The organism is Flaviramulus sp., assembly GCF_982512915.1.
This window is the reverse complement of record NZ_CEWOCJ010000003.1, coordinates 122,319-136,578: the sequence shown is the minus strand read 5'-3', so window position 1 is coordinate 136,578 and position 14,260 is coordinate 122,319. Positions and strand designations below refer to the sequence as shown.

The following is a 14,260-nucleotide window of genomic DNA, read 5'->3' as shown; positions in this document are numbered from 1 at the left end:
ATGAGCAAAACTAAATCTAACATACTACTTATTTACACTGGTGGTACTATTGGTATGGTAAAAGAATTTAAAACAGGAGTACTCAAAGCTTTTGATTTTAAAACTCTTTTAGAGAAAATACCAGAATTACAACTTTTAGATTGCAATATTGATACCATATCATTTAAAAACCCAATAGATTCTAGTAATATGAATCTGCAGTATTGGGTTCAAATGGTAGAAATTATTGAGGTAAACTATAATGATTTTGATGGTTTTGTAATTTTACATGGCAGCGATACTATGAGTTACACTGCTTCTGCATTAAGTTTTATGTTGGAAAATTTAGCAAAACCAGTTGTATTCACAGGTTCTCAATTGCCAATTGGAGACTTGCGAACTGATGCAAAAGAAAATTTAATTACAGCTGTTCAGGTTGCTTCCATGCAAATTAAAGGGAAACCGGCCGTTAAAGAGGTTTGTTTATATTTTGAATATAAATTGTACAGAGCCAATAGAACTACTAAAATAAATGCTGAAAATTTTCAAGCATTTGCATCTTTAAATTATCCCGATTTAGCAGAATCTGGGGTATATCTTAAAATTAATAATGAGCATTTACTTAAACCAAATACCAGAAAAAAATTAGTTATTAATAAAAAGTTAGATGATAACATAGCACTAATTAAACTTTTTCCTGGAATTAATAAAGCAGTTTTTGAAAGCGTTTTCAATATCCCTAATCTAAAGGCACTAATAATTGAAACTTACGGTTCTGGTAATTGTACTACCGAAAAATGGTTTATAGATATGTTACAAGAAAAAATTTCAGATGGTATTTATATCATTAATATTACCCAATGTTCTGGCGGAAGTGTGGTTATGGGTAATTATGAAACCAGTAGTAAGCTTAAAAAAATTGGGGTAATCTCTGGAAAAGATATTACTACTGAGGCTGCAATAGCTAAATTGATGTATTTATTAGGCCTTAATATTTCTGGTAAAGTGTTCAAAACCATGTATGAAGCATCATTGCGAGGAGAAATCACTTAAAATTAACCATTAAAATTTTAGTGTTCAAAGATTTTTTTGTTATTTGACCCTCAAAATAAAAGTATTTAAAAATAAAGAGAGGTGGCCGAGCGGTCGAAGGCGCACGCCTGGAAAGTGTGTATACCTCAAAAGGGTATCGAGGGTTCGAATCCCTTCCTCTCTGCTGTTATTTTTTATTTTTAAAAGCTTTTTTTTTATATCTTTAACACTTTAACTAATAAAATTAAGAACTAGAACATGAAAAGATTATTTTCTATCCTTGCCATAACAGGAATGATGGCTTTCGGAACTGCTAATGCAACAACAATTGCAAACACAAGTACAGCTGTAACAACGGTAACAAGTATTACACAAGACGATGCGCCTGCTGAAGAACTTGGATTTCATCAAGAATTAAAAAAGCGTTTTATTGAAGGAGGCCCTGGTTTTATGGGGATTGTATTGTTATGTTTAATTTTAGGATTAGCAATTGCAATAGAAAGAATTATATTTTTAAACCTTTCAACTACTAATACAAAAAAATTAACACAAGATGTTGAAGATGCTCTAGCTTCTGGTGGTGTTGAAGCTGCTAAGGAAGTTTGTAGAAATACAAAAGGACCAATCGCTTCCATTTATTATCAAGGTTTAGATAGAACAGATGAAGGTTTAGAAGCTGCTGAAAAAGCTGTTGTAGCATACGGAGGTGTTCAAATGGGGCAATTAGAGAAAAATGTTTCTTGGATTTCATTATTTATTGCTCTAGCACCTATGCTTGGTTTCATGGGTACTGTTATTGGTATGATTCAAGCATTCGATAAAATTGAAGCAGCAGGAGATATGCAACCATCACTAGTTGCTGGAGGTATTAAAGTAGCACTTTTAACAACTGTATTTGGTTTAGTTGTTGCTATCATACTTCAAATTTTTTACAATTATATTATTGCTAAAATTGATAGTATTGTTAACGATATGGAAGATGCTTCTATCACGTTAATGGATCTATTAATTAGAAACAAAAAATAATAATATAAATTAAATAAAAGAATTATGAATTTTCATAAAATAATTAAAATAGTAGCTTTTGCTCTTGCTATAATAGGTGCCATTTTTGCACTATTGATTATGGCAGGTAGTGAGGAGAGTGCTGAAAGTATGAGTAGTAACATGTTGTATGTAGCCTATGCTGTATTAGCTATTGTATTGTTACTAGTTCTCTTTTTTGTGCTTAAAGGACTATTTGCAGGAAACATAAAAAAGACTTTACGAACAGTTGGAGCCTTTTTAGCAGTTATTTTTATATCATATGGCATTTCGTCTGGTACAGATTTAAATCTTCAACCATTTATTGATAAAGGTACCGATGTAACTGAATCAACGTCAAAAACTGTTGGAGCTGGATTATATGCATTTTATATCTTGACTGTAGTAGCAATAGGCTCTATGCTTTATGGTGGAGCAAAAAAACTTTTTAATAAATAGATTATGGCAAAAAGAGCAGCACCAGAAGTAAATGCAGGCTCCATGGCCGATATTGCTTTTTTACTATTAATATTTTTCTTAGTAACAACAACTATTGAAACAGATTCTGGTATTAACAGAAAACTTCCTCCGATGGAAGAATCTGAAGAAGATGTTATTATCAAACAAAAAAATATTTTTACAGTTTTATTAAATGGTAAAGATCAATTACTTGTTGAAGACGAGTTAATGGAGCTCAAAGATTTAAGAAAAGCAGCCGTAGAGTTTTTAGATAATGGTGGCGATGGGTCATGTGATTATTGTAAAGGTGCAAGAGACGCTGCGTCTTCTGATAATCCTGATAAAGCTATCATATCTTTAAAGAACGAACGTGAAACAACTTACAAAACTTATATTGCTGTACAAAATGAATTAGTAGCAGCATATAACGAGTTAAGAGATACTAGAGCTAAAGCATTATATGGACAAACTTTCACTGAGATGGAAGCAGATTATAAGGATGTAAATTGGCCTGGAAACAAAGTGAAGTTAAAAGAGAAAATTGAGCAAATTAAAGTTGAATATCCTCAAAAACTCTCAGAAGTACAATAATTTAAAATTTAACACATTTACACATGGGTAAATTTAATAAGAAAAAAGACGGTGGAATCCCAGCAGTAAATACAGCAGCTTTACCTGATATTGTTTTTATGCTATTATTCTTCTTCATGGTTGCTACAGTAATGAGGCAAAATACCTTAATGATTGAGAATAATTTACCATTTGCAGACCAAGTGGAGAAGCTAGATAAAAAGGATTTGGTTATGTATATTTATGCAGGGAAACCAAGCTCTAATTATAAACAATTTGGAACAGAAGCAAAAATTCAACTTAACGATAAGTTTGCAGATGTTAAAGATATAGCAGCTTTTATTGCCGCTGAACGCGCTTCAAAAAGAGAAGAATTAATACCATTTTTGACTACAGCATTAAAAGTTGATAGTGAAGCAAATATGGGGTTAATTGGTGATATTAAGCAAGAACTACGTAAAGTCAATGCTCTAAAAATAAATTATACTACTAAAAAAGGTAGTGTTTTTGGAAGAAATTAATTTTTACATTCTTAATTTTATCTAAAAGGCGTTTTGATTTATCAAAACGCCTTTTAATTTTATTACAATTTTAGTTATTATTGTTAAGTTATATTTAATAATAAATCATATTATACTTTAATGAAACATTCTTTTTTTATTTTTTTGGTTTTTCTGTTTCCAATTAGTTTTATAGCCCAAGAAATTAATCAGAAGGAAATTGATTCTCTTTATAAAGAAGATCAATTTTTCTTAGGAATTACTTACAATTTAATAGGGAATATACCCAACGGGATATCTCAGAGTGGTTTTTCACTGGGTTTTCAGTTGGGTTTTATTAAAGACATGCCTCTTACTGAAAAAAGAAATGTAGCATTAGGTATTGGGTTAGGTTATTCCTCTAATTCCTATAACCACAATTTATTGGTTAATAAAGATATGAATGGTAATTATATTTATCAAATTTTGGATGACACGAATACTTATAGTAAAAACAAGTTTTCTAATCATTTAATAGAATTACCTATTGAGTTTAGATGGCGTACCTCAAATCCTTCTGATTATAATTTTTGGCGTATTTACACAGGTTTTAAACTTGGGTATGTTTTAAACAATAGTACCAAGTATAATGGGGAATTAGGTACCATAAAATATAATAACCACGCTAATTTTAACGATTTTCAATATGGTTTAACGCTAAGTTTAGGTTATAATACTTGGAATCTTTATATGTATTATGGATTAAATCCTATTTTTTCAAATGTCGTTAACCTAAACGGAGATAGTATAGATATGAATGCTATTAAAATAGGCTTGATGTTTTACATATTATAACCAGTAAGTTACTAAAATTAATTGAGGTATTACACCCACAAATATCCCTATTAAAAGTTCTATACTTGTGTGGGCTTTTAAATGTAATCTAGAAGTTGCTATAGCTCCAATTATTATGCTCATTAAAGCAAGAGTTCCATTAATATTAATGCTAAAATGAATACTTAGCGCAATAAAAAACATGCAAATTCCTGTTATTGCTATCATATGAATACTAGCTTTAAATTTTAAAATAGCAAGTATCAAGCAGGTTAAATTAGATATCAGTATACCTAAAAAGAAAAAATAAAGCTCAACAACTTGTGATAGCGTTACAATTCGTTTTAATACTAATATAATTATAACACAATTAAGCATTAAAGGATATACTCTTTCACTGGTTGATTCTAGATTTAAAGTCTTCACTTTACCTAATGTTTTTAATAAAAAAAAGAGTAAAATGGGGAGTAATACAGTTAATATAAAAAGTGAAATTAACTTAGCTTGAATAACTTCTTCTGGAATAAAACGAGGTGATTTTGAAAAATAAAAAATAACCCCAAAAAGTGGTATTAGTAGAGGATGAAAAATATATGAGATACTTTTTAGAAGGTTATCCATTATATTTTTTTACGTAATCTAGCTACTGGTAGATCTAACTGTTCTCTATATTTGGCTACTGTTCTTCTGGCAATTGGGTAGCCTTTTTCTTTTAAAATAGTTGCTAAAGTATCATCTGTTAATGGCTTTTTCTTATTTTCTTCTTCAATAACAGTTTCTAAAATTTTTTTTATTTCTTTAGTTGAAACATCTTCACCTTGGTCATTTTTCATTGATTCAGAAAAGAATTCTTTTACTAATTTAGTTCCGTAAGGTGTATCAACATATTTGCTGTTAGCTACTCTTGATACTGTTGATACATCCATTGAGATTTCATCAGCTATATCTTTAAGAATCATTGGTTTTAAGTTACGTTCATCACCTGTTAAAAAATACTCGCTTTGGTAATGCATTATAGCACTCATAGTCACAAATAAGGTTTGTTGACGTTGTTTAATGGCTTCAATAAACCATTTAGCTGAATCTAATTTTTGTTTTATAAATATTACAGCATCTTTTTGAGATTGCGACTTATCTTTTGTGTCTTTATAACCTTTAAGCATGTTATTATACTCTCTTGATACATGAAGTTCGGGTGCATTTCTTCCATTAAGAGTTAATTCTAACTCTCCATCAACAATTTTAATGGCAAAATCAGGTACCACATGCTCAACAATTCTATTATTACCAGAATAAGAGCCTCCTGGTTTTGGATTTAAATGTTCAATTTCTGAAATAGCAGCTTTAAGTTGAATTTCAGAAACATCAAATTTTTGAAGTAATTTTTTGTAGTGTTTTTTTGTGAATTGATCAAAAGCATTATCAATAATATTGAGAGCTAACTCGGTATCTGATGTTTTTTCTTTTCGATGTAATTGAATGCTCAAACACTCTTGTAAGTTACGTGCTCCAACTCCTGATGGATCTAGTTGATGTACAATATTTAAAACTTTTTTAATGTTTTCTTCTGTAGTGTAAACATTTTGAGTAAAAGCTAAATCGTCCATGATATCACTCAGCTCTCTTCTGATATACCCGCTTTCATCAATACTACCTACCAAAAATTCAGCTATTTCTCGCTCTTCATCATTTAATCTATAGGTGTTTAATTGACTAATTAAATATTGAGTGAAAGATGTTCCAGCGGCATAGGGCATTGTTTTTTCCTCGTCATCGCTACTATAATTATTGGCTTGAGTGCGGTAATCCGGAATTTCATCATCGCTTAAATATTCGTCAACATTAATGTCATCATTTCCTATAGTTTCACTATCATTATATTCGTCGTCTGAATTATCTAAATCAGCGTCGTAATCATTTTCTATGTCTTCTTTGCCGCCTTCTAGCGCGGGGTTTTCTTCCAATTCTTGCTTTAAACGCTGCTCAAAAGCTTGTGTAGGCAACTGTATCAATTTCATTAATTGAATTTGCTGCGGAGACAGTTTTTGCGATAATTTAAATTGTAAATTTTGTTTAAGCATGTTTGGTTTTAAGGTGTTTACTCAAATATAGAAAAACTAATACCAAGTATCAAAAAATATTAAAACTCTGCATTTTGTGGTGTACGTGGGTATGGAATAACATCTCTAATATTACTCATACCTGTTACAAACATAACTAAACGTTCAAAGCCTAAACCAAAACCAGAATGGACTGCAGTCCCATATTTGCGTAAATCTAAATACCACCATAGTTCTTCTTCTGGAATATTAATGGCAGCCATTTTTTGTTTTAAAACTTCTAAACGCTCTTCACGTTGCGCTCCTCCAACTATTTCGCCTATACCTGGGAAAAGAATATCCATAGCACGAACTGTTTTACCATCATCATTTAAACGCATATAAAATGCTTTTATATTAGCTGGGTAATCAAATAAAATTACTGGGCAATTAAAGTGTTTTTCAACAAGGTAGCGTTCATGCTCACTTTGTAAATCAGTACCCCATTCGTTTATTAAGTATTTAAATTTCTTTTTCTTGTTAGGTTTACTATCACGTAAAATATCTATAGCTTCGGTATAGCTTACACGTTTAAAATTGTTATTTGTTACAAAGTTTAATTTTTCAATTAAAGACATATCGCTACGTTCTAATTGTGGTTTTCCTTTTTCTTCGTCTTGTAAACGTTTGTTTAAAAAGTCCAAATCTTCTCTATTATTTTCAAGAACATATGAGAGTACAGACTTCATAAAATCTTCAGCTAAATCCATATTGCCAGCCAAATCCATAAAAGCTACTTCAGGCTCAATCATCCAAAATTCCGCTAAATGTCGAGAAGTATTGGAGTTTTCTGCTCTAAAAGTTGGTCCAAAAGTGTAAACTTTTCCTAAAGACATCGCATAGGTTTCTGCTTCTAATTGCCCAGATACTGTTAAGTTGGTTTCTTTTCCGAAAAAATCTTTACTATAGTCAATATTACCAGCATCATCTTTAGGTGTGTTTTTAATATTAAGATTTGTTACTTGAAACATTTCTCCAGCGCCTTCCGCATCACTACCAGTAATAATTGGTGCATGCATGTAGTAAAATCCGTTATCATTAAAATATTTATGAATAGCAAAAGATAAAGCAGAGCGTAAACGCATTACTGCACTAAACGTATTTGTTCTAGTACGTAAATGTGCATGCTCTCTTAAAAATTCAAACGAATGTTTTTTTGGTTGAATAGGGTAGCTTTCTGGATCAGAATCACCTAAGATTATTAAATCAGTTACTTGGATTTCTACTTTCTGACCTTGTCCTTGACTTTCTACTAATTCGCCTTTTACATGAATAGCAGCGCCGGTTGTAACACGTTTTAAAAGCGCTTCATCAAACCTTTCAAAATCAACTACACATTGTATGTTATTTATGGTTGAACCATCATTTAACGCTATAAAACGGTTAGCTCTAAACGTTCTAACCCAACCTTTAATTTCTACTTCTGGTATAACAATATCTTGTGACAATAATTCTGAAATGGTTCTAGATTTCATATAAGTTAATTTTTAATGTAAAGATAAAAAAAGCATACTTGCTATCAAGTACAGCTTGACTAAATTATTTGTCTTCGTCTTCTTCAGGAATAATATTAATAGTAGGTTCTCTAAGCACTTCTTTATTAGCAATACTGCGCTCTAAAGAAAGTAATAAAGAAGGTAATAACAATAAGTTAGATAGCATTGCAAATAATAAAGTTGCTGATACTAGAGCGCCCAAAGCCACTGTCCCTCCAAAACTAGAAATAGTAAATACTGAAAAACCAAAAAACAATACTATGGAAGTATAAAACATACTAACTCCAGTTTCTCTTAATGCACCATAAACAGAGGTTTTAATTTTCCAATGGTTCGCTTGTAATTCTTGCCTGTATTTTGCTAAAAAGTGAATGGTGTCATCCACCGAAATACCAAAAGCTATACTAAACACCAAAATAGTTGAGGGCTTTATAGGAACGCCCAAATAACCCATTAACCCTGCAGTTACAAGCAATGGTAATAAATTTGGAATAAGGGATACGATAATCATACGTCCAGACCTAAACATATAAGCCATAAATAGTGCAATTAATAATATGGCTAGTGATAAAGAAATTGCTAAGTTTTTAACTAGGTATTTTGTCCCTTTTTGGAAAACTAAAGCTTTACCTGTCATAGTTACGTTGTATTGTTCTTTTGGAAATACTTTATCAATTTTAGTTAGAATATTTTCTTCGATTCGTTCCATTTTATCGGTTCCAATATCCTTCATAAAGGTTGTAATTCTGGCATATTGCCCAGTGCTATCTACAAAGTTTTTAAGTAAATCGACATTAGATGAAGAGTTTTTTGCGTATGATAATATGAAGTTGTTTTCTTGAGAAGTAGGTAACTGATAAAATTTAGGGTTACCATTGTAATAAGCTTGTTTTGAGTATTTTACTAATCCTACTACAGAAACAGGTTTTGATAATTCTGGTATTTCAACTATCATATTTTCAAGCTCTTCCATGCGTTTAAGGGTATAAAGCTTCATCACACCTTTTTTACGCTTGGTATCAATCATAAATTCTAGTGGCATGATTCCGTTAAATTCCTCTTCAAAAAAACGAATATCGTTTACAAAATCTGAATCTTGAGGCATATCTTCAATTAAACTGCCAGAAATTTTTATTTGATATATACCTATAATGCTAACTACTAATAATATCACAGAAGTTATATAAATAGTAATTCGTTTTTGCCTTACCATGTGTTCCATCCAATCAACAAAACCTCCAATCCATCGTTTATTAAGGTGCTCTAAATGCCTGTCTTTTGGATAAGGTAAAAAGGTGTAAATGATAGGGATTATAAGTAAGCATAAAATAAATATAGCTAAAATACTTAAGGATGCTACAATTCCAAATTCTTTTAATAAGGTGCTTTCTGTAAGAATAAATGTAGCAAAGCCTGATGCGGTTGTAACATTTGTCATCAAAGTTGCGTTACCAATTTTAGTAATAACACGTTGTAACGATTTTACTTTATTACCGTGTAATTTTACTTCGTGTTGATATTTATTAATTAAAAAGATACAGTTTGGTATCCCAATTACTATAATTAATGGAGGTATTAGGGCTGTTAAAACCGTAATTTCATAATTTAATAAACCTATAATACCTAAGGTCCACATTACGCCAATACAAACTACAATGAGTGATATAAAAGTGGCTCTAAAAGATCTAAAAAAGAAAAAGAAAATAATTGAGGTTACCAATAAGGCCGCAATGATAAATTTACCTATTTCATCAACAATATTCTGAGAATTAAGAGTTCGTATATAAGGCATTCCAGATATTCTAACATCTAAATTGTTTTTGGTTTCAAAACTATTTATTGTTGGTAATAAAGTATTTATTACAAAGTCTTTTCTTTCAGAAGTGTTGACAATATCCTTTTTTATATAAATTGCTGTTCTTATAGTTTTTGTTTCTTTATTGAACAAGAAATTATCGTAAAACGGATATTGTTCAAAAAGTTCGTTTTGAAGGGTTTCAATTTGTTTAATTGATATAATAGAATCTTTTATAAAAGGTTCTAATTTAAACCTTTCTTTTTTATTGTCTTTAATTAGTTTTTGAAGATCTTTTATTGAAACAACTGTTTCAACAGCACCATTTTTTTTAAAACCGTCTGAAAGTTTATTCCAAGCATTTAATTTTTCAACGGTAAACAAGGTACTGTCTTTAACACCTAAAACTATTAAGTTACCTTCTTCTCCAAAGGTTTTTAAAAAGTTATTGTAAGTTATATTTATTTCGTTATCATCTGGTAATAAATTAGCTTCAGTGTAGGTAAATCGCATGTTTTCCCATTTCTGGCTAAATAGGAAGGTTGCTATAATAACACCAACAAGAATAATAATTTTATTGCGTAAAATGAGTCTAGCAATAACATCCCAAAAGTTGTTTGTAAAAAGTTTAGACATGCTTTGATTAAAAGTTGGGCAAAGGTAGAAAAAACAAGTTTATTAACTTATAATGAGAGGTTAAATGTAAACTTAAAAGCCACATTGTCGCTAAAGTTTGGTAAGTGGTAGGCGCCATACCTGTATGTAAAACTTAAACCAAACCCAAATAGTAATTTATTTATTTCAAAACCAGATTCTGTATACCCTTCTTTTAGAGAGCTAAATGTGATATTGTCATGCCTTTCAGGGTTTTTCATATCACCAATAGCATAACGTGTAATAAGAACAAGTTGAGGTTTATAACGCTCAGAAACATTAAATGGTTTTAAAAAATGTTTAAATTGAAAAGTAGTAAACTTATCTGAAAAAAATTCGTTAAAAAACATGGTTTCAAAACTATTTAATCCAGCTACAGAAAACCTTTGTAGAATCTTTTCTTTAGTAATATTATTTGGATAAGCGTGATACAAATGAGTTAATGGAGTATTACCATTTGCAATCCCAGAGACTATTATAATTTCTGAAAAAGCATTTTTTTCATCTCCAATTTTGTAAATAATTCTAAAATCAATTTTTGAATAATCAAAATCGCCATTCAAAACATCTTTAAAACTTTTTGTGTATTGAATTGTAAATTTTGGGTATCCATCATCTTTCGAATTGTTTTCAGTAGTATTTAAAACATCAAAAGGACTCCATTGAAAAGCTATTTTTGCAGTAGTTACATCAAAATTTTCATAGATATTTCCGTTAAGGTTAAAACGATAAGCATAAGTTGGATCTATTTTACTAACTGAAAGTTCAGTTTCAGTTAATAAATTTGAAGAAAATTCATGTTGTAAATTAATTGATTTAGTAATGTGTTTATGAAACAAATCAATGTTTAATAAACGGGGCTCAAAAAATTGAAAAAAGGGTTTATCAGTTAAAAATTTAGTACTTCCAGTTTCTTGTAAATCATCAGTGTAAGATAAATTCAACCAGGTATTGGTTCTTTCATTTATCCTAAAACCACCTCCAATACTGTATTTAAAACGGTGGTCTCTAAAACCATAAACACCATAACTATTTATGCGATATTTTTTTGAAAAAGCATCATTAGTTTCAAGTCCTACTCCTGTTCTGACTCCTTCATATTGATTAAATTTTAATAAATAACGTAAATCAAAATTGAAGTATTTGGTTGGGAAAAAACCATTTCCAAGTTGTTTTAAAATTTCACTTTTTTTTATAGTATCTTGTTGTTCCTCATGAGGATTCTCTGATAAAGATTGTCCATGGGTATATATTGAACTTATAAATAAAAGAAATGAGGCAACATGTTTTAGTTTCAAATTAACCAAATTTAATATTAAAAAAAAGCGACAAAACTGTCGCTTTAAAGTTATACGGTCATGATTTCTTTTTCTTTACTTTCAAAAAGCTCATCAACTTTTTTAACGTATTTATCTGTTATTTGTTGTACATCAATTTCTGCATTCTTTTTTAAATCTTCCGATACGTCATCGTTTTTCTTAATATCGTTATTTGCATCTTTTCGAGCAGCTCTAATGCTTATTTTAGCCTCTTCAGCTTCCGCCTTAGCTTGTTTTGCCAAATCCCTTCTGCGCTCTTCAGTTAAAGGAGGCACATTAATGATAATAACCTCTCCATTATTCATAGGATTAAAACCGAGATTCGCATAAGCGATACCTCTTTCAATTTCTTGAAGCATATTTTTTTCCCAAGGTTGTACAGTAATTGTCCTACCATCTGGTGTGTTAACATTAGCAACTTGCCCAATCGGTGTTTGAGAGCCATAATAGTCTACCATAACACTCCCTAGCATAGCTGGACTTGCTTTTCCAGCTCTAATATTTACAAACTGTTTTTCTAAATGCTTAATTGCATTATCCATTGCCTCTTTAGTAGAGTCTAATATAAATTGTATGTCTTCGTTCATTATTTAAGCTTTTTAATTGAATCAAAGTTTTCAAAAATTACGCCAAAATTTAAATATTAACTTCTGTTCCTACCTTTTCACCTGAAACAACTTTAAGTAAATTTCCTTTTTTGTTCATGTCAAAAACAATTATTGGTAGTTCGTTTTCTTGACTTAAAGTAAAAGCTGTGGTGTCCATTACTTTTAACCCTTTACTTAAAACTTCATCAAAAGAAATAAAATTAAACTTAATGGCTTTATCATCTTTTTCTGGATCTGTATTATAAATACCATCAACACGTGTACCTTTCAAAATAACATCTGCTTCAATCTCAATTGCTCTTAAAACTGCTGCAGAATCTGTAGTAAAATAAGGATTTCCAGTACCGCCTCCAAAAATCACAACGCGACCTTTTTCTAAATGTCTCATGGCTCTTCTTCTTATAAAAGGCTCTGCAACTTCATTAATTTTTATTGCAGATTGTAATCTGGTTGGTATTCCAGCATCTTCAAGAGCTCCCTGAAGCGCTAACCCATTTATAACAGTAGCTAACATACCCATATGATCTCCTTGTACTCTGTCCATACCTTTACTAGCACCAGCTACTCCTCTAAATATATTGCCGCCACCAATAACGATGGCTACTTCAACGCCTTTATCAGTAATTGATTTTACATCTTTGGCATATTCTGCTAAACGCTCAGGGTCAATACCGTATTGACGTTCGCCCATTAGAGCCTCGCCAGATAGTTTAAGGAGTATTCTTTTGTATTTCATGGTTAAATTTGAAAGTTTAGCAAATATAAACAATATCTTAATTTGCCTACGCTGATTTCTCACATAAAAAAACCACTATTTCTATTTTTAGAAGTAGTGGTTTTATGATTTTAATTTTCCTAAAGAAGGAACTAGTTATTTGTTATCCAACAGAAACACGTTTAAAACCTGTAATTCGAACATCTCCATAAGATGAAACGTATTTAGCAACGTTAATTTTATCATCTTTAATGAAGTTTTGGTCTAATAAACATTTTTCTTGGTCTAATGTAGTGTTATCAGAAATAAAACGCTCCATTTTTCCGGGTAAAATTCTATCCCAGATTTGCTCTGGTTTACCTTCTGCTTTTAATTCCGCTTTTGCGGCTTCCTCGGCTTTAGCAATTATTTCTGGAGTTAATTGAGCCATTGAAATGTAAGTTGGTACATTTTTTAGAGTTTTACCTAAACGCCCTAATTCTTCGTTATCTTTTTCAATTACAGCAATTCTTGCTTCAGTTTCTGATGCAATAAAAGCTGGATCAAAATCTTTGTATGATAATGTAGACGCTCCCATTGAAGCTACTTGCATAGCTACATCTTTAACTAGAGTTTCAGCATTATTAAATTTAGAAGATAAACCAACTAAAGCAGCAATTTTATTGATGTGTACGTAAGTTCCAACATAAGGTGCTTGTAGTTTTTCAAAACCAGTTATATCAAGCTTCTCACCAATTACACCAGTTTGCTCAACTAATTTATCCGTAACAGTCATACCTCCAAAATCAGCAGCTAAGAATTCTTCTTTACTGTTGTAGTTTAAGGCTAATTCTGCTAAATCGTTTGCTAAAGCAACAAAATTTTCGTTTTTACCAACAAAATCAGTTTCACAACCTAAAACGATAGCTACACCCTCAGTTTGATCTGCATTAATTTTAGAAATTGCTGCGCCTTCTGAAGATTCTCTATCAGCTCTTTTTTCTGCTACTTTTTGTCCTTTTTTTCTAAGAACATCAATTGCTTTATCAAAATCGCCTTCAGCTTCTACTAAAGCTTTTTTGCAGTCCATCATTCCTGCGCCAGTAGCTTGTCTTAATTTATTTACTTCAGCTGCTGTAATATTTACTGTAGTACTCATAATTGTTATAATTTAAAAAAAGTCGTTTAATTTATTTTCAATTGAGAAAAGAACTAAACG

At 30.8% G+C, this 14,260-nt stretch carries 14 protein-coding genes and 1 tRNA gene; 7 read left to right on the top strand and 8 right to left on the bottom strand.

Going from position 1 to position 14,260, the window contains the following annotated elements; all coding sequences use genetic code 11:
• The 7 genes from AC1XJX_RS03325 to AC1XJX_RS03295 all read left to right on the top strand — a co-directional run bounded on the left by AC1XJX_RS03325 (position 1) and on the right by AC1XJX_RS03295 (position 4,397).
• The gene (locus AC1XJX_RS03325; RefSeq protein WP_482002539.1) at positions 1-1,032 is read left to right on the top strand and encodes an asparaginase; all 1,032 of its coding nucleotides are present in this window, start codon (positions 1-3) and stop codon (positions 1,030-1,032) included.
• Between the two features lie 75 nt (positions 1,033-1,107).
• A tRNA-Ser gene (locus AC1XJX_RS03320) sits at positions 1,108-1,195 on the top strand.
• A 74-nt stretch (positions 1,196-1,269) separates the two neighbouring features.
• Positions 1,270-2,037: a MotA/TolQ/ExbB proton channel family protein gene (locus tag AC1XJX_RS03315; protein ID WP_482002538.1), complete on the top strand. Its 768-nt coding sequence runs from the start codon at positions 1,270-1,272 to the stop codon at positions 2,035-2,037.
• 24 nt (positions 2,038-2,061) lie between these two features.
• The gene (locus AC1XJX_RS03310) at positions 2,062-2,493 is read left to right on the top strand and encodes a hypothetical protein (RefSeq protein WP_482002537.1); all 432 of its coding nucleotides are present in this window, start codon (positions 2,062-2,064) and stop codon (positions 2,491-2,493) included.
• A 3-nt stretch (positions 2,494-2,496) separates the two neighbouring features.
• Entirely contained in the window at positions 2,497-3,084 is a 588-nt protein-coding gene (locus AC1XJX_RS03305; protein ID WP_482002536.1) for an ExbD/TolR family protein, read from the top strand.
• 23 nt (positions 3,085-3,107) lie between these two features.
• Complete coding sequence (locus AC1XJX_RS03300) at positions 3,108-3,584, top strand: ExbD/TolR family protein (protein WP_482002535.1); 477 nt, start codon at positions 3,108-3,110, stop codon at positions 3,582-3,584.
• A 120-nt stretch (positions 3,585-3,704) separates the two neighbouring features.
• Entirely contained in the window at positions 3,705-4,397 is a 693-nt protein-coding gene (locus AC1XJX_RS03295; RefSeq protein ID WP_482002534.1) for a porin family protein, read from the top strand.
• Here AC1XJX_RS03295 and AC1XJX_RS03290 read toward each other — a convergent pair.
• The 8 genes from AC1XJX_RS03290 to tsf form a co-directional block, all read right to left on the bottom strand.
• The gene (locus AC1XJX_RS03290; protein ID WP_482002533.1) at positions 4,392-4,997 is read right to left on the bottom strand and encodes a hypothetical protein; all 606 of its coding nucleotides are present in this window, start codon (positions 4,995-4,997) and stop codon (positions 4,392-4,394) included. The two genes, AC1XJX_RS03295 and AC1XJX_RS03290, sit on opposite strands and share 6 nt — an antisense overlap.
• A complete protein-coding gene (gene rpoN, locus AC1XJX_RS03285) occupies positions 4,997-6,457 on the bottom strand; it encodes an RNA polymerase factor sigma-54 (RefSeq protein ID WP_482002532.1) in 1,461 nt (486 codons plus the stop codon). The genes AC1XJX_RS03290 and rpoN overlap by 1 nt, the downstream gene beginning before the upstream one ends.
• A gap of 59 nt (positions 6,458-6,516) precedes the next feature.
• Positions 6,517-7,950, bottom strand: a complete 1,434-nt coding sequence (asnS, locus tag AC1XJX_RS03280) for an asparagine--tRNA ligase (protein ID WP_482002531.1) — start codon at positions 7,948-7,950, stop codon at positions 6,517-6,519.
• 64 nt (positions 7,951-8,014) lie between these two features.
• Complete coding sequence (locus AC1XJX_RS03275) at positions 8,015-10,402, bottom strand: efflux RND transporter permease subunit (RefSeq protein WP_482002530.1); 2,388 nt, start codon at positions 10,400-10,402, stop codon at positions 8,015-8,017.
• Positions 10,403-10,449: 47 nt separating this feature from the next.
• Positions 10,450-11,718, bottom strand: coding sequence for a hypothetical protein (locus tag AC1XJX_RS03270; RefSeq protein ID WP_482002529.1), 1,269 nt, complete (start codon positions 11,716-11,718; stop codon positions 10,450-10,452).
• 50 nt (positions 11,719-11,768) lie between these two features.
• Positions 11,769-12,326, bottom strand: coding sequence for a ribosome recycling factor (gene frr / locus AC1XJX_RS03265; RefSeq protein WP_482002528.1), 558 nt, complete (start codon positions 12,324-12,326; stop codon positions 11,769-11,771).
• Positions 12,327-12,375: 49 nt separating this feature from the next.
• Positions 12,376-13,083 (bottom strand): UMP kinase, encoded by a 708-nt coding sequence (gene pyrH, locus AC1XJX_RS03260; protein ID WP_482002527.1) that lies wholly within the window; start codon positions 13,081-13,083, stop codon positions 12,376-12,378.
• Between the two features lie 142 nt (positions 13,084-13,225).
• Positions 13,226-14,200 carry a translation elongation factor Ts gene (gene tsf / locus AC1XJX_RS03255; protein WP_482002526.1) on the bottom strand — a complete coding sequence of 325 codons (975 nt, stop codon included), beginning with the start codon at positions 14,198-14,200 and terminating at the stop codon, positions 13,226-13,228.
• Positions 14,201-14,260: the final 60 nt, after the last annotated feature.